At 73.4% G+C, this 15,712-nt stretch carries 15 protein-coding genes; 6 read left to right on the top strand and 9 right to left on the bottom strand.

The window, feature by feature from the left end; all coding sequences use genetic code 11:
- Positions 1-132: 132 nt before the first annotated feature.
- The 6 genes from ACIRS4_RS32070 to ACIRS4_RS32095 form a co-directional block, all read right to left on the bottom strand.
- The gene (locus ACIRS4_RS32070; RefSeq protein WP_404202702.1) at positions 133-555 is read right to left on the bottom strand and encodes a hypothetical protein; all 423 of its coding nucleotides are present in this window, start codon (positions 553-555) and stop codon (positions 133-135) included.
- 19 nt (positions 556-574) lie between these two features.
- Positions 575-1,462 carry a carbohydrate ABC transporter permease gene (locus tag ACIRS4_RS32075; RefSeq protein ID WP_404202704.1) on the bottom strand — a complete coding sequence of 296 codons (888 nt, stop codon included), beginning with the start codon at positions 1,460-1,462 and terminating at the stop codon, positions 575-577.
- Positions 1,459-2,379, bottom strand: a complete 921-nt coding sequence (locus ACIRS4_RS32080) for a carbohydrate ABC transporter permease (protein WP_404202706.1) — start codon at positions 2,377-2,379, stop codon at positions 1,459-1,461. Before ACIRS4_RS32080 ends, ACIRS4_RS32075 begins: the two co-directional genes overlap by 4 nt.
- Positions 2,379-3,692, bottom strand: coding sequence for an ABC transporter substrate-binding protein (locus ACIRS4_RS32085; RefSeq protein WP_404202708.1), 1,314 nt, complete (start codon positions 3,690-3,692; stop codon positions 2,379-2,381). The genes ACIRS4_RS32080 and ACIRS4_RS32085 overlap by 1 nt, the downstream gene beginning before the upstream one ends.
- A gap of 251 nt (positions 3,693-3,943) precedes the next feature.
- Positions 3,944-5,341, bottom strand: coding sequence for an ATP-binding protein (locus ACIRS4_RS32090; protein WP_404202710.1), 1,398 nt, complete (start codon positions 5,339-5,341; stop codon positions 3,944-3,946).
- On the bottom strand, positions 5,338-6,027 hold the full coding sequence (locus tag ACIRS4_RS32095; protein ID WP_404202712.1) for a response regulator transcription factor: 690 nt from the start codon (positions 6,025-6,027) through the stop codon (positions 5,338-5,340). The genes ACIRS4_RS32090 and ACIRS4_RS32095 overlap by 4 nt, the downstream gene beginning before the upstream one ends.
- Before the next feature lie 142 nt (positions 6,028-6,169).
- Between ACIRS4_RS32095 and ACIRS4_RS32100 the strand changes: the two genes are divergently transcribed.
- On the top strand, positions 6,170-6,727 hold the full coding sequence (locus ACIRS4_RS32100) for a hypothetical protein (protein ID WP_404202714.1): 558 nt from the start codon (positions 6,170-6,172) through the stop codon (positions 6,725-6,727).
- A gap of 22 nt (positions 6,728-6,749) precedes the next feature.
- Here the strand turns inward: ACIRS4_RS32100 and ACIRS4_RS32105 are convergent, their stop codons facing one another.
- Both ACIRS4_RS32105 and ACIRS4_RS32110 read right to left on the bottom strand, forming a co-directional pair.
- Positions 6,750-7,616 carry a spermidine synthase gene (locus ACIRS4_RS32105; RefSeq protein ID WP_404202716.1) on the bottom strand — a complete coding sequence of 289 codons (867 nt, stop codon included), beginning with the start codon at positions 7,614-7,616 and terminating at the stop codon, positions 6,750-6,752.
- Between the two features lie 31 nt (positions 7,617-7,647).
- Entirely contained in the window at positions 7,648-8,040 is a 393-nt protein-coding gene (locus ACIRS4_RS32110; protein ID WP_404202719.1) for a hypothetical protein, read from the bottom strand.
- A 297-nt stretch (positions 8,041-8,337) separates the two neighbouring features.
- On the opposite strand from ACIRS4_RS32110, the gene ACIRS4_RS32115 reads away from it, so the two are divergent.
- Entirely contained in the window at positions 8,338-9,807 is a 1,470-nt protein-coding gene (locus ACIRS4_RS32115) for a tetratricopeptide repeat protein (protein WP_404202721.1), read from the top strand.
- A gap of 58 nt (positions 9,808-9,865) precedes the next feature.
- Here ACIRS4_RS32115 and ACIRS4_RS32120 read toward each other — a convergent pair whose 3' ends face one another.
- Positions 9,866-10,459, bottom strand: a complete 594-nt coding sequence (locus ACIRS4_RS32120) for a histidine phosphatase family protein (protein WP_404202723.1) — start codon at positions 10,457-10,459, stop codon at positions 9,866-9,868.
- 211 nt (positions 10,460-10,670) lie between these two features.
- On the opposite strand from ACIRS4_RS32120, the gene ACIRS4_RS32125 reads away from it, so the two are divergent.
- Genes ACIRS4_RS32125 through ACIRS4_RS32140 form a run of 4 tightly spaced genes read left to right on the top strand, consistent with a single transcriptional unit; the run spans position 10,671 to position 15,640 of the window.
- Positions 10,671-11,627 carry a phosphatase PAP2 family protein gene (locus ACIRS4_RS32125; protein WP_404202725.1) on the top strand — a complete coding sequence of 319 codons (957 nt, stop codon included), beginning with the start codon at positions 10,671-10,673 and terminating at the stop codon, positions 11,625-11,627.
- Positions 11,578-12,699: a hypothetical protein gene (locus ACIRS4_RS32130; protein WP_404202727.1), complete on the top strand. Its 1,122-nt coding sequence runs from the start codon at positions 11,578-11,580 to the stop codon at positions 12,697-12,699. Before ACIRS4_RS32125 ends, ACIRS4_RS32130 begins: the two co-directional genes overlap by 50 nt.
- Positions 12,690-14,303: a hypothetical protein gene (locus tag ACIRS4_RS32135; protein ID WP_404202729.1), complete on the top strand. Its 1,614-nt coding sequence runs from the start codon at positions 12,690-12,692 to the stop codon at positions 14,301-14,303. The genes ACIRS4_RS32130 and ACIRS4_RS32135 overlap by 10 nt, the downstream gene beginning before the upstream one ends.
- A complete protein-coding gene (locus ACIRS4_RS32140) occupies positions 14,300-15,640 on the top strand; it encodes an AAA domain-containing protein (protein WP_404202731.1) in 1,341 nt (446 codons plus the stop codon). The genes ACIRS4_RS32135 and ACIRS4_RS32140 overlap by 4 nt, the downstream gene beginning before the upstream one ends.
- The last annotated feature ends 72 nt before the right edge of the window (positions 15,641-15,712 follow it).

Raw genomic sequence — 15,712 nt, forward strand, 5'->3', positions numbered from 1 at the left:
GGGGCGCCCCGGGGGGGGGGGGGGGGGGGGCCGGGGGGGGGCCCCCCCCCCCCGCGGGGGGGGGGGGGGGGGGGGGGGGGGGGCGGGCCGGGGGGGGGGGCCCCCCCCCCCCCGCTGTGCCACGAGCGCCGGTTACGTCCCGTCGAACAGCTCTTCGGCGGCCGAGGCGGTGAGAGAGCGGTCGAGCCAGGTGCCCAAGGCGTCCAGATCGGTGCAGGACGTGACACGCTCCCGCACCGCCTCGGACACCTCGATGCCACGCCGGTCGAGAATGCGGAGGATGTCCGCGGCGCGCCCCTTGGCCTCGCCTTTTGCCTCACCCTCGCTCATGGCTTCCTCGATGAGCGTGCCGCTGCCGGGGAAACGGGGGGTGTACGTGGCCATGAGGTGCCTCCACATTGCACGGGCCGGGCTGTCACCCAGGCCGACTTCGGTGAATTCCGCCCATCGCTTCGCGGTCTCGCCGCCGGTATCGGTCACCGCCGCCGCCAGCGCGTCCAGTATCGCAAGCAGGGGCCGGCCGCCGGTGGCTGTCCCTCCGGCGGCGGCCTCCATGTGTCTCGTGGAGCGGTCCTCAGCCCTTGTTGGCGCCGAGCGTGAGGCCGCTGACGAACTGGCGTTGCAGCGCGAAGTACACGATGAGCGTGGGGATCGCGGTGAGCAGCGCGCCGGCGGCGACCAGGTTGGGGTCGGTGAAGTACTGGCCGGAGAGGTTGTTGAGGGCGGAGGTGATCGGCATGTTCTCGCCGGTGGAGATCAGGACGATGGCCCAGAAGAAGTCGTTGTAGATCCAGATGGAGAGCAGCGTGGCCAGGGCCGCCATCGCGGGCTTGCACAAGGGCAGCACGATCTGCCGGTAGAGCCGCCACACGGAGGCGCCGTCGACGAGGGCGGCCTCGGTCAGCTCGTGCGGCAGGGAGCGCATGTAGTTGCTCAGCACGAAGGCGCAGAAGCCGGACTGGAACGCCACATGGATCAGCACGAGCCCGAGGGCGGAGTCGTACAGCTTGCCGCTCATGGTGATGCCGGGCAGGTCGACGAGCAGGTACAGGCGGTACAGCGGAGTGATGATCACCTGCTGCGGGAGCAGGTTGCCGGCCGTGAAGACCAGCAGCAGCGCCAGGTTGAGGCGGAAGTCGAAGCGGCTGACGTAGAAGGCGACCATCGACGACAGGAACAGCGTCAGCACCACCGCCGGGACGGCGATGATCAGCGTGTTGCCGAAGTAGTGCAGCATGTCGGACTGCTGATACGCGTTGGTGAAGTTGTCCAGGCTCAGCTTGTCGGGCCAGGAGACGTAGCCCTTCGTGCTGGTCTCGGCGTACGGGCGCATCGCGGCGAGCAGCGCCCACAGCAGCGGGGCGAGCCAGGCCAGGGCGGTGACGACCAGGAAGGCGTGCAGCAGGATCCGGGCGGGGCGGACGGGGGTGCGCCGCTTGCCCGCCGCGCTCGCGGTGCTCATGCGCGCCGCTCCTTCCGGAAGGTCGCCACCAGGTAGGGGATGATCACGGCGAGGGAGATCACCAGGAGGACGACGGCGATGGCGGAGCCGTAGCCGATGCGGCTGGACTCGCCGATGATGTTGTTCGTCACCAGGATCGACAGCAGTTCGGTGCCCTGGGCGCCCTTGTTGAAGACGAAGACGAGGTCGAAGGCGCGCAGGGCCTCGATGATCGTGACGACGAGGACGACGGTGTTGGTGGGGCGCAGGGCGGGGAAGACGACGTTCCTGAACGTCTGCCACTCGCCGGCGCCGTCCAGTGCCGAGGCCTCGCGCAGCGCCGGGTCGACGCTCTTCAGGCCGGCCAGGTAGAGGATCATCATGTATCCGGCGTGCCGCCAGGAGGCGGCGACCAGGACCGCCCAGAGGTTGAGGTCGGGGTCGCCGATCCAGTCGATGTAGTGGCCGGGCCGGTTGGCCCCGATGAGGCTGTTGATCAGCCCCGTGTCGGGGTTGTAGACGAGCTGCCAGACGAATCCGATGACCGCCATGGACACCACGACCGGCAGGAAGAACGCGGTCTGGTAGACCCGGCTGAACCGGATCTTCTTGTCCAGCTGCACGGCGAGGAACAGGCCGATCGGCGTCGGGATCAGGATGAGGACGACGAACCAGATGACGTTGTGCTCGACGGCCGGCCAGAACTGCGGGTTGGTCGTGAACAGTTCCTTGAAGTTCGCCAGGCCGACCCAGCGGATGGAGTCGAAGCCGATGCCGTCCCAGGTGGTGAAGGCCAGCGCGATCGAGGCGAGGGCGGTGATCCAGACCAGGGCCACGTGCAGGACCGTGGGCACACCCGCCATCAGCCCGAGCGTGACGCGGTCACGCCGGGTGAGCAGACGGCGGTGGCCCGTCTTGTCGTCGGTGTCGGTACTCATCAGCCGGACGCGAAGATCGTCTTCTTCTGCCGCTCGATCGAGGTCAGCAGGCTGTCGACGCCCTTGGGGTCGCGGATGAACTTCTGCAGCGCGGGCTGCATCACCGTGGAGGTGAAGTCGGGTCTGCTGTCCCGGTCCATGAACTGGGTGAGGCTCTTGGCGCCGGTGATCATCGCGTACGCCTTCTTCTGCAGGGCGGTGTACGAGGAGGTGTCGGCCTTGGTGGAGGCGGCGACGACACTCGGGTCGGCCTTGAGGTAGACCGCCTCGGCCTGCGGGGTGCCGAGGTACTCCAGCAGTTTGAGGGCGCCCTGCTTGTTCTTGGGGGCCTTACTGAGCATGAAGCCGTCGGTGGGCGCCTCGACGGTGTCCTGGCCGTACGCCGGGTCGATCTCCGGGAAGGCGAAGAAGTCCAGGTCGTCGAGGTCGGCCGGGTTCGTGAACTGCTGGGCGACGAACGTGCCCAGCAGATACATGCCGGCCTTCTTGGAGACGAGGGACTGCGCGGCGTCCTGCCAGGTGCGGCCGACGGCGCCGTCCTGGTGGTAGGGCAGGATCTCGGCCCAGTGGTCAAAGGTCTTGCGCACCTTGGCGTCGGTCCAGGAGGCCTTGCCGGCCATCAGCTCGACGTGGAAGTCGTAGCCGTTGGTGCGGAAGTTGATCTGGTCGAAGGTGCCGAGCGCGGGCCAGGCGTCCTTGTCGCCGAAGGCGATCGGCACGAGCTTGTCCTGCTGCATCCGCTTGCAGAGCGCGACGAGCTGGTCCCAGGTGGTGGGAACGGTGTAGCCGTACTGCCGGAAGACGCTTCTGCGGTAGAAGAGCGCCCACGGGTACGTGTACAGCGGGACGAAGTAGTACTTGCCGTCCTCGCCCTTGCTGAGCGCCTTCATGGCCTCGGGGAAGTCGCCGCCGATCTTCTGCCACACCTCGTCGACCGGGGTGGCGAGCTTCTTGGCCGCGAAGAACTGCATGCGGTAGCCGGCGAACCAGTTGAACACGTCGTCCGGGGTGCCCTGGAGATAGGAGTTGATCTGCTCCTGGAAGGTGTTGTGGTCCTTGGTGTTCACGTCGACCTTGATCCCGGACTGCTGGGTGAAGGCCGCGTAGATCTCGGCGAAGGCCTTCTTCGGCACGGGGTCGGACGCGTTGGAACCGACGGTGACCGTCTTGGGGTCGGCGGCCGTGCCGCTGCCGCCGCAGGCGCTCAGCAGGGGGATGCCGGCGCCGAGGAGGGCGGCGCCGCCCATGCCGCGCAGGAGGGTGCGGCGGCTGGGGGCGAGGCGGCCGAGGCCGGAGGGGGAGAGGTCGTGCATGTACGGCTCCAGGGGCAGGGTTCGGCCACACAGCCCGGCTGAAAATCAGGCCTCAATTGACCAGAAACGAACTTGACCGAACACGGTTGCGCAATGACAGCCCCGTTTCCCTGCATGCGTCAAGAGTTGAGAGCGCCGGTTGTCGAACCGTAATCGACCCGCTCGGCCCACTTCGCCCGATGTGAGATCGCCTGGGAGGCGCGCCGCCGATTCCGCCGCGAGATCACCTGCGAGATCCACGACGCGGCAGGTCAGGCGCGGGGGAAGACCGATCCCGGGCGGCGCGGGCGGCCCGCGCGGCGTCGGCGGACCGCCCCGCGGTGGCCCCGGCGCGGCGGCTCGTGCCCGCTCAGCTGGAGCCGGACACGCACCTCGGTCCCGCCCAGCACCGAGGACCCGATCCGTACGTCCCCGCCGGTCGACTCCGCGAGCCGGCGCACGATGTCCAGCCCGAGCCCGGTCGAGCCCGCGTTCCCGGAGCCCCGGCCGCGCGCCATCGCCGCCTCGGGGTCGGATATGCCGGGGCCGGCGTCCGAGACCAGCACGATCACCGCGTCCTCGGCGTCGTGCACGTCGACGGCGAAGGCGGTTCCCTGCGGGGTGTGCCGGAAGACGTTGCCGAGCAGCGCGTCCAGCGCCGCGGCGAGGTCGGCGCGGGCCACGGGGATGCGCACCGGCCGGTCCACGCCGGCCACCCGCACCGTGCGGTCCTCGTCCTCGGCGAGCGCCGACCAGAACGCCATCCGCTCCCGCACGACCTCGGCCGCGTCGCAGCCGGCGCCCGGTCCGGCGGCGGCCGTCCGAGGCTTGGCCTCCCGCGCGGTGCGGATGATCGTGTCGACCTCCCGCTCCAGCTGGGCGACCGCGGCCCGGGTCTGCTCGGCGGCCGGGGAGTCGCCGAGGGAGGCCGCGTTCAGCCGCAGCACCGTCAGCGGCGTCCGCAGCCGGTGGGACAGGTCGGCCGCCAACTCCCTCTCGTTCGCCATGAGTTGTACGACCTGGTCGGCCATGGAGTTGAACGCCACTGCCGCCAGCCGCAGTTCGCTCGGCCCCTCCTCGGGCACACGCGCCCCGAGTTCGCCCTCCCCCAGTTCGTGCGCGCCCTGCGCCAGCCGCTGGGCGGGCCGCACCATCCGCACGCCCAGGCGGTCGGCGACGGCGACCGAGCCGACGATCAGCGCGACGCCCACCCCGGCGAGCACCGCCCACGCCGTGCCGACGCCGTTGCTGACCTCGGCCTCGGGGACGTACACCTCGATCACCACGGTGCCGATGCCCAGCGCCACGGGCTGGAGCAGCACGGAACCTCCGGGCACACCGGCGGTGGAGGCGCGGCCCAGGGCGCGCACGGCCTCGACGTCGGAGCCGGCGGCACGCGGGCGGCCCAGGCGCGCGGCCGGGCGGCCCTCGCCCGCCGGCAGGTGCACCGCCATGCCGTCGTCGGAGCCGGCGGAGGCGACGACCCGCTCCAACTCGCCCCGGTCGGTGGCGATGGACAGCGCGGGGACCACCACGGCGGCCTCCCGCTCGGCGTTGGAGAAGGCGCGGTCGCGGGCCATCTCCTTGATGACCAGTCCGAGCGGGACGGCGAAGGCGACCACGACCATGGCGGTGACCGCCAGACAGACCTTGACCAGAGCCCACCTCACGACGGTGGCTCCAGCTTCACCCCGACGCCGCGCAGGGTGTGCAGGTAGCGCGGGCGGGCCGCCGTCTCGCCCAGTTTGCGGCGCAGCCAGGACAGATGGACGTCGATGGTCTGGTCGTCGCCGTAGGACTGCTGCCAGACCTCGGCGAGCAGTTCACGGCGGGGCACCACGACGCCGGGCCGGCCGGCGAGGAAGGCGAGCAGGTCGAACTCGCGGCGGGTGAGGTCCAGCCGGACTCCGTCCAACTCCGCCTGGCGGCGCAGCGGATCGACCGTCAGTCCGCCGACCCGCAGCACGGCGGCCGCCGGGGCCGCTCCCGCCCCGGCCCGGGACCGGCGCAGGACGGCCGCCATGCGGGCGGAGAGGTGCTCCACCGAGAAGGGCTTGGTGAGGTAGTCGTCCGCCCCGGCGTTCAGCAGCCGGACGATCTCCGTCTCGTCGTCGCGGGCGGTGGCGATGATGACCGGCACGTCGGTGATGCCGCGCAGCATCTTCAGGGCCTCGGAGCCGTCCAGGTCCGGCAGTCCGAGATCGAGGACGACCACGTCGAAGCGGAAATGGGCGACCTCGCGCAGCGCCTCCAGCGCCGTCCCGACGCTGCGCACCAGGTGCGAGGCTTCGGTCAGGTGCCGGATCAGCGCCGAACGCACGAACTGGTCGTCCTCGACCACGAGCACACTTGCCATGCGCGGCAACCTACGCCATGCGGGCGAGCCCGGTTCCGGCCTGTGGACAACTCGTCGTCTGTGGACAACCGGTGAGGTGTCCATGCGGCGTACGCGCACGTCAGTGCGACACCCGTGGGGCGCGTGGGGCAAGATGGCCGCGATGCGCAGCGGACTCGTACACCTGCTCGCGTGGTCGCTCGCCACGGGCGCGGCGGTCACGCTGTCGTGGTGGGGCGTCCACACGGTGATGGCCGGCACGGCCTACGACCCGCCGCGCGCCCTGCCGCTGACGGCGGGTGAGGCGACCGGGCGGGCCGAGGCGAGCGAACCGCCGGCGACCGGGACGAGCGGCCCCTCGTCCTCCCCTTCCGCGGATCCGTCCCCGGTGCGGCCGAGCCGCACGCCGGACACGTCGTCAGCACCGTCCCCGTCCCCCTCCGGCGCGTCCACCCCGGGCGCGTCCAGGGCGGCGGCCCCCGGAGGGGCCGTCTCCCCGGGCGAGGTCAAGAGCTATGACACCGAGGGCGGCCGGGTGGTCCTCGACCTCGGCGCGACGTCCGCGTCGCTCGTCTCGGCGACGCCCGGCGCGGGCTGGTCGATGCAGGTGTGGAAGACGCAGGTGTGGATCCGGGTGGACTTCGCCTCGGGCGCGGACCGGGTCACTGTCTTCTGCACCTGGCACGACGGACCGCCCCGGGTGGACGTGAACACCTACTGAACTCCGGTGCCCGATACGGCTCTCACTCGAAGACCGAGGGCGGCGGGGCCGGTGACGCCACGGCCGAGGCGTCCGTGACCGGTGCGGCTCCGCCGGTGAAGTCGAGGAGCGACCTGCCGTGTTCGACTCGGCCGGGGTGCGGGTCGGAGGCGGCCCGGCGGGTCAGTTCGGCGATCGGCAGGGGCAGGTCGCAGGCGACCAGGACGGCGTTGCCGAACCGTCTGCCGCGCAGCACGGCCGGGTCGGCGACCAGGGCGAGTTCACGGAAGCGGGCGGCCACGGTGGCTATCTGGCCGCGCAGATGGGCCAGCGGCGGCCCGTCGGCGACGTTGGCGGCGTAGAGCCCGCCGGGCTTCAGCGCCCTGCGGACCTCGTCGAGGAACTCGGACGACGTCAGGTGCGCGGGCGTGCGGGCCCCGCTGAACACGTCGGCCATGACCACGTCGGCCCATCCCTCCGGCACCTTGCCGAGCCCGTCGCGGGCGTCGGCCGACCTGACCCTGATCCGCGCCCCGGGGTCCAACGGCAGCTCACGCCGGACCAGTTGGACGAGACGCGCGTCGCGTTCGACGATCTGCTGGGTGGAGCGGGGGCGGGAGGCGGCGACGTACCGGGCGAGGGTGAAGGCGCCGCCGCCGAGGTGCACGACCTGCAGGGGCTTGCCCCGCGGCGCGGCGAGGTCGACGACGTGACCGAGGCGGCGCTGGTACTCGAAGGACAAGTACGTCGGATCGTCGAGGTCGACGTGCGACTGCGGCGCCCCGTCGATCAGCAGCGTCCAGGCCCGCGCGCGGTCCCGGTCGGCCACCAGCCGGGCCTGCCCGCCGTCGACGGGTTCGACGACGGCGACGGCGTCGCGCTCGCGACGAGAGGTGCGGGACCGTGCCATGAGGGCATTCTCGCAGGTGCGGCGTGGGGCCTCAGCGGCAGTTGTCCGCCGCCTCGATGACGCGGGCCGCCTCGCCCAACGCTCTTCGCAGGACCGCCGGATCCGTCGCGAGATCCGCCTCGCCGGGCGGGACCAGCCAGTCCGCGCCCTCGACCGGCGGCTCGGGGGCCAGCCGCAGCCCGCGGCCGTCCGTCCCCGTGCACGTGCTGCCCGGCACGTCCCAGGCGGCCGCCGTGCCCGCGGGGACCACGAAGCCGAGCGTCCCGCCCCCGTCGTCGTGGAGCACGGGTCCCACCGCGTCTCCCGGACCCCGCCTGCGCAGGATGTCGACGGCCTCCAGCCCCTGCCTCGTGGGGACGGTGACCACGTCACACCCCGGCTGCGGCTCACTGCACTCGACGTCGACGTTCCGGCTGGTCTGCATCCCGGCCTCCACCACTGAACCCCTCCTTCGGCGAGCGGCGCGGGAGTCGGGCGGCTCCCGGTCCACAGGGCTCAACGCGTCACGCCCGTCAAGGGCTACGGCGGAAGTCCGCCGCAAAGGATGGCAGTTCATGGCAGATCTCGTAGGAGATATCCGGTTTGTGGCCAAACACCGCGTGGCGGTCCGGTCACAGCAGGTACGTTCTTGCCGCCGGACAACAGGGTGATCACCTCGGACGATCGATCGGCTCGCCCCGCGCCCGGCATGGTTCGACGGTTCGCACGAGAGGACCCGGCCATGGCGTCGTCGACGGTGCCCCCACCACGGCCCGACCGGCCCCCACGACCCAACCTCGCCTTCCGGCGACTGCGCGGACAGCGCTCGCCGGCCGAGTTCGCCGCGCTGGTACGGCGGGCCGCGCGCGAGATCGGCGAGCGGGTCAGCTGCGACGCGCGCTACATCGGCCGGGTCGAGGCGGGGGAGATCCGCTGTCCCAACTACGCCTACGAGCGGGTGTTCCTGCACATGTTCCCCGGCCGCACTCTCACCGACCTGGGGTTCGCACCCCGTTCGTCCGTACGCGGGCGGGGGGCGCGCATGGAAGAGGAATCGCCCCCGGCGCACCTCGGCCGCCCGACGCGCTCCCCCGCGGGCGCGCCGGGCTCCGATGAGACGCGCCGGACGTACGAGCCGTATGACACGCAGGACCCGTACGACACGCACCACGACCACGAGGAGAGCGACGTGCTGCGTCGCGCATTCATGACCGGCGGAGGCGCCACGGTGGCCGCCGCCTCGCTGGGCCCGCTCGGGTTCGCCCTGGAGGCGCCCGCCCCGGAGCGTCCCGTCCGCCGCGCCGGGAGCAGCCACGCCGGCGCCCTCGAAGAAGCGGTCCGCAGGATCCGGCTGCTGGACGACCGGCACGGCGCGGACGGTCTCTACCGGCGCGCCGCGACACCGCTGCGCGCCGCCTACGCGCTGCTGGACGCAGGGGCGACCCGGCAGGCCACCGTCGACCGGCTCCACTCGGGCGCCGGTGAACTCGCCATCTCCGTCGGCTGGCTGGCGCACGACTCCGGCCGCTTCGACGACGCCCGCTCCCACTACGCCGAGGCCCTGGCCACCGCCCGGATGACCGGCGACCACGCACTGGAGGCGCACGCCTTCTGCAACACCGCGTTCCTCGCGCGCGACGCGGGCCGCCCGCGTGAGGCGGTGCGGGCCGCCCAGGCCGCGCAGCGCGTCGCCCGCCCGCTCGGCTCGCCCCGGCTGATGTCCCTGCTCGCGCTGCGCGAGGCGGGCGGCTGGGCCGGGCTCGCCGACCGCACCGGCTGCGAGCAGGCCCTCGCCCGTGCCCAGGCCCTCTACGCGCGGGGCGACACGGACGCCGACCCCGAGTGGATGTCGTTCTACGGCGAGGCCGAGCTGGAGGGGCTGGAGGCGCAGTGCTGGTCGACGCTGGGCGACTGGCCGCGTGCCGCACGCCACGCGCGCCGGGCGGCGGACCTCCAGGACCCGCACTTCACCCGGAACATCGCCCTGTACACAGCCGAGCTGGCGGACGACCTCGCGCGCGGAGGCCGGCCCGACGAGGCCGCGGCGGCGGGCCTGCGCGTCCTGAACCTGCTGAGCCAGGTGCAGTCCTCACGCATCCAGACCATGCTCGCCGGCACGGCCAGGGTCCTCCTCCCCCACCGCCGGGCCTCGGGAGTCTCGGACTTCCTGGAGAAGCACGCGTCGACACCGCGCGGAGTGACGCCGGCGTGAGGCGTCCGCGGCACCGGGCGCCCGGCCCTGAAGTCGAGCGCCCCCCGGGGCAAGCCCCCTACGCCAAGTGCCCCACGTCGTTCCAGCTCTCGATCGCCGGCTCCCCGTAAGCCCATCCCAGCACCGACAGCGACGTCGGATTCAGCCGTATCCGCCCGGCGAAGGACAACGGCAGCCCCAGCCACCGCGCCCCGATCGACCGAAGTATGTGCCCGTGCGCGAACACCAGCACGTCCCGCTCGGCCGAGCGCGCCCACGCCACGACCTCGTCCGCCCGCGCCGTGACCTCCGCGAGGGACTCCCCGTCCGGCACCCCGTCCCGCCAGATGAGCCAGCCCGGCCGCAGCGCCTGGATGTCGGCGGGGGCGAGCCCCTCGTACGCCCCGTAGTCCCACTCCATCAGCGTGTCCCACCGCGCGGCCCGCTCGCCGAAGCCCGCGATCTCGCACGTCTCCCGCGCGCGTGCCAGCGGGCTGGTGCGGACCTCGACGTCGGGCAGCCCGTCGAACGGCTCCCGCCGCAGCCGCTCACCGAGCAGCTTCGCGCCCCGGCGGCCCTCCTCCAGCAAGGGAACGTCGGTCCTGCCGGTGTGCTTGCCGGACAGCGACCACTCGGTCTGTCCGTGCCGGGCCAGCAGGATGCGCGGTGCCATGGGGGACCTTTCCGGGAGAACCCTGGGGAATCCAGGGGACGAATCGCGGGGAAGTCCCTCCATCATCGCTCACCCTGGGGGTGGGCAACCCGACGGGCGGCCCCGGCGTCTTTGAGGGCCGGGGACGTCCTTGCAGGGGGCGCGAGCACACGCCGTACAGTGGCACCTCCGTGCCACCGGCGCGGCAGCGACGAGAAGGGGGAGGCATCGGATGCCGCAGACCGAGACACCGGACACCGGGGCTATCCCGCGGACCCGGCTGCGCTGGTGGACCGAGCTGCCGCTGATCCTGCTGGTGTACGCCTGCTACACGGCGGGCCGTCTGCTCGCGCGTGGGGACGTCTCCACGGCCGTCGACCACGGCCTGGCCATCCTGCGCGTGGAGGAGTTCCTCCGCATCAACGCCGAGCACCCGCTCAACCGCCTCTTCACGGACCAGGCGTGGATCGGCATACCCGCCGACTTCTGGTACGCGTCGCTGCACTACGTGGTGACGCCGGCGATCCTCGTCTGGCTGTTCCGCTCGCGCGCCCTGCACTACCGCGCAGCCCGCACCTGGCTGATGGCGTCGACCCTCATAGGCCTGATCGGCTTCACGCTGCTGCCCACCTGCCCGCCCCGTCTGCTCTCGGCGGAGCACGGCTTCGTCGACACGATGGCCCAGTACAGCTCGTGGGGCTGGTGGGGCGGCGCGGCGAGCGCCCCGCGCGGCATGGGCGGCATGACCAACCAGTACGCGGCCATGCCCAGCCTGCACGTCGGCTGGGCGCTGTGGTGCGGGGTGATGCTGTGGCGGTACGGCGGCACCCGGCTGGCGAAGACGGCGGCCGTCGTCTACCCGCTGGTGACGACGATCGTGGTGATGGGCACCGCGAACCACTACTTCCTCGACGCGGTCGCGGGCGCGGCCGTGATGGGGGCCGGTCTGCTGCTGACGCCGCTGGTGCTGCGCCGCGCCGAGCGGGTCCGCCAGTGGCACGCGACGCGCACCGGGCTCGCCCCGACGGCGGCCTCTGTCGCCACCCCCGCCCCGATTGTCAGTGGCGGATGCCAGACTTCCACGGGTGAGCGAATTCCACGGCAGCGCGAGTCACGGTCCGGGAGCGGAGCCGAACCAGGTGCCTCCCCCTCGGACGCGGGGGACGGCGCTGCGGCGGCGGCTCGCTGAGCTGCGCGGCCCCGACGTACCGGCCAAGGCGCTGGACGCCCGTGCCCTCGCGGCGCTCGCCGCGAACCCGGGATGCAGCCGGCGCGCCATCCTCGACGGCGCCGGGGTGAACAAGACGGCGCTGGCGAGCGCGCTGGGCTCGCCTTCGGCCTTCGGCCAGTCGCAGTTCGCCCTCACGCGCGGCAACGCCTTCGAGGCGAAGGTGAAGGCGGACGGCGGCACGGAACTGCTGCGTCTGGTGCACGAGAGGCTGGACCCGCGCGCCGAGCCCCCCGCCGGGGCGAGCGTGCCCGACCTGACGGCGGTCGGCCCCGAGGGCCGCACCGCGCGGACGGCGCTGGCCCTGCGCGAGGCCACCGCCGCGGCCGGGACGTGGACGCTCCTGGACCATCCGATGCTCGCGCTCGACGTCGCCGGCTCCCCCGCCTTCCTGGAGCCGGACGCCGTCGTGGTGCACCCCGACGGCAGCTGGACCGTCGTGGAGATCAAGTCGTTCCCGATGCTGGACGGCTCGGCGGACCCGGCGAAGGTGGGCGCCGCGGCCCGGCAGGCCGCGGTGTACGTGCTGGCGCTGGAGCAGGTCGCCGCCCGGCTCGACCCCGCGCCGCCCGTGCGCCACCGGGTGCTCCTCGTGTGCCCGAAGGACTTCTCCAACCTGCCCACCGCCTCCGCCGTGGACGTCCGCAAGCAGCGCGCGGTCACCCGCCGCCAACTGGCCCGGCTCACCCGCATCGAGGACATCGCCGACGCCCTGCCGGAGGGCGTCTGCTTCTCCCCGGAGCTGCCCGCCGACCGGCTCCTGGCCGCCGTCGAGTCGGTCCCGGCGACGTACGCGCCCGAGTGCCTGTCGGCGTGCGAGCTGGCGTTCCACTGCCGCGGCCGCTCCCGCGAGGTGGGCGCGGTGACGACTCTGGGCCGCCCGGTCCGCGCCGAACTGGGCGCGCTGACGACCGTCGAGGACGTGCTGGCGGCGGCGCGCGGGGAGGCCGGCGATCCCGACGACCCCGCGGTCGCGGCCCTGCGCCGGGCGGCGCAGCTGCGCGGCGAGGCGCTGGAGGCGATGTGTCGCTGATCACGACCCTCGCCCGGCTCGAAGCCGTCGCCACCGGAAGGGCCCAGCCCGCCGCGACCGTCCGCCACCGGCATCTGTCCACGCGGCCGCTGGTGTTCGTGCCGCTGACCACCGCCGGCGAGGCCGGCGCCCCGCTGGGCGCCCTCGTCGGCGACGACCGGGACGCGCCCCGACTGCTGGCCGTGCCCCAGCCGCGCGACCGAGACCAGAGGTTCGCCTTCCTCGCCGAACTCGCCGACGTCGTCCTGCCGTACGTCGACTCCTACGCCGACGTCGTGGAGGCGGCCGAGCGCACCGAGACCGACCCGGAGAGCGGCAAGCGGGTCAAGGTCGAGGTCGACCTGTGCGCCGACGCGCCGCAGCTGATCGTGCCGAGCCGCGCCGGCGTCGACTTCGTGCGCCTCCTGGGCCGGTCCATGCGGTTCAGGCGTACGGCGGAGCAGGATCCGCAGACCCCGTATCCCGCTCCCCCACGTGTGCCGCTGCTCGGCCGGTGGCTGACGCACTACGCGGAGCGGGCCCGGGTGCCCGGCTCCTCGCTGCTGCTGGCCGCGACCGAGGTGCTCGGCCGGCACTGGGCGACGGGGCAGTCCAGCCTGGAGGACCAGCACCTCGGGGCGCTGCTCGCCTGGATCGACCCGCCCGGGGACGCCACGGGCGCCGAGGCCGCGCTGCGCGCCGAACTCGCCCGGGACGCACAGGGACAGCTGCTGTGCCCGCCGGCCGGTCCGGCGACCGACCCGGCCTTCGACAACAAGCTGCTCGCCCCCGCCGTCGAGCGCTACGACCGGGCGCGCGTCGCCCTGGCCGCCGCGGAGGACGGCGTGGAGGCCGACGACCGGCTGGGCGCGCTGTCCGCCGCAGAGCGGGAGATCCGCGACCTGGTGGAGAGCCGGACGCGGCCCACCTGGGACGCGGTGTGGCGCGGCCTGGACCTGCTGCGGACGCTGCCCGAGGGCGCGCACGTCGAGGAGCGGTGGACCCGCGACCGCTGGTCGTTCACCGGTCACCGCGACCGGGTGGTGGCCGGCGAGCCCCCGCAGCCCCGCCGCGACGACGCGGTCACCGCGGCCAACAAGCTCGCCACACGCGAGCGTGAGCAGGCCCGGCTGGAGGCGCAGGAGGCGCTGGACGACCCGCTGGTGATGGCGGGACGACGGCTGGCCGGGGAGGCGTTCGCGGGCGAGGTCGTCGACGTCGTCATGGCGTACAGCGAGAGCAAGCGGCCGAGCCCGCGCCCGCTGGTCACGGTCCGCACCGACGACCGGCCGCATCTCGCCGAGCGGGCGAAGGTGTACCGCTCCCTGGGCGGCAAGCCGCAGACCGCGGAGTTCGCGGGCCGGGAGGAAGGGGACGACGGGGCACGGGGCGGCGGGGAGCTGCTCGTGCTGCGGATCGTCGACAAGATGGGCCGCGGCAGGGAACCCGAGCCGGGGTCGGTGCCCGAGAAGGGCGACCGGGTCTGCTTCACGCTCTTCGAGCACGAGCAGCGCGGCGGCGCGAAGCTGCCCGACCCGGAGGAGACGCCGTGGACGCACGGCGGGCCGCCGGGTGAACAGGCCCCCGAAGCACCCGACTCCGTCACCCGGGAGGACCTCCTGTGACGACCGATACCGCCCTCGACCCCGGTACGGCCGCCGCGCGCGCCACCGACGCGATCCTCCGCGACACCCTGCACGGCACCGCTCGCGGCGTCGTCGTGGACTCCCCTCCCGGCGCGGGGAAGTCCACGCTCGTCGTCCGAGCGGCGCTCGAACTCGCCGACGCGGGACGCCCGTTGATGGTGGTGGCGCAGACCAACGCGCAGGTCGACGACCTGGTGCTGCGGCTCGCCGCGAAGAACGGCGAGCTGCCGGTGGGCCGGCTGCACAGCAGCGACGCCGACGCCTACGACAAGGCGCTGGACGCCCTGCCGAACGTGCGGACGTCGGCCAAGGCGGGCGACCTCTCCGGTCTGCCCGTGGTGCTGTCCACGGCGGCGAAGTGGGCGCATGCGAAGGTCGACGAGCCGTGGCGGCACGCCATCGTGGACGAGGCCTACCAGATGCGTTCGGACGGGCTGCTGGCCGTGGCCGGGCTGTTCGAGCGGGCGCTGTTCGTGGGCGACCCGGGGCAGCTGGACCCGTTCGCGATCGTCGGCGCCGAGCAGTGGGCGGGGCTGTCCTACGACCCGTCGGCGTCGGCGGTGTCGACGCTGCTGGCGCACAACCCGGAGCTGCCGCAGCACCGGCTGCCGGTGTCCTGGCGGCTCCCGGCCTCGGCGGCGCCCCTGGTCTCCGACGCCTTCTACCCGTACACGCCGTTCCGCAGCGGCACCGGCCACGGCGACCGGCGGCTGTCCTTCGCCGTGCCGTCGGACGGCTCCGGCCCGGACCGGGTGATCGACGAGGCGGCGCAGTCCGGCTGGGGGCTGTTGGAGCTGCCCGCGCGGCGCACGCCCCGTACCGACCCGGAGGCGGTGCGGGCGGTGGCCGCGGTCGTGCGCCGCCTGCTGGACCGGGGCGGCGCGGCGACGTCCGAGAGCTCGGACGGCCCCGTGCCGCTGACCGCCGACCGGATCGCCGTCGGCACCGCCCACCGCGACCAGGCGGCCGCGATCCGGGCGGCGCTCGCCGAGCTGGGCGCCGCGGGCGTCACCGTCGACACGGCCAACCGGCTCCAGGGCCGGGAGTACGACGTCACGGTGATCCTGCACCCGCTCTCCGGCCGCCCCGACGCCACCGCCTTCCATCTGGAGACGGGCCGCCTCTGCGTCCTGGCCTCCCGCCACCGCCACGCGTGCGTGGTGGTCTGCCGCGAGGGCGTGAGCGACCTCCTGGACGACTACCCGTCGACGGAACCGGTCCAACTGGGCACGCTCGTCCGCTTCCCCGACGGCTGGGAGGCGAACCACGCGGTGCTCTCCCACCTCGCCGAACACCGCGTGCCCTGGCGCCCCTGACCGACGCCGACACCCCGCCCACGCCCCCGCCGGACGGCGTCCGGCACGCCGCCGGAGGCGGCCGACGGTCAC

Source organism: Streptomyces sp. NPDC101166, from assembly GCF_044768125.1.
GTDB lineage: Bacteria > Actinomycetota > Actinomycetes > Streptomycetales > Streptomycetaceae > Streptomyces.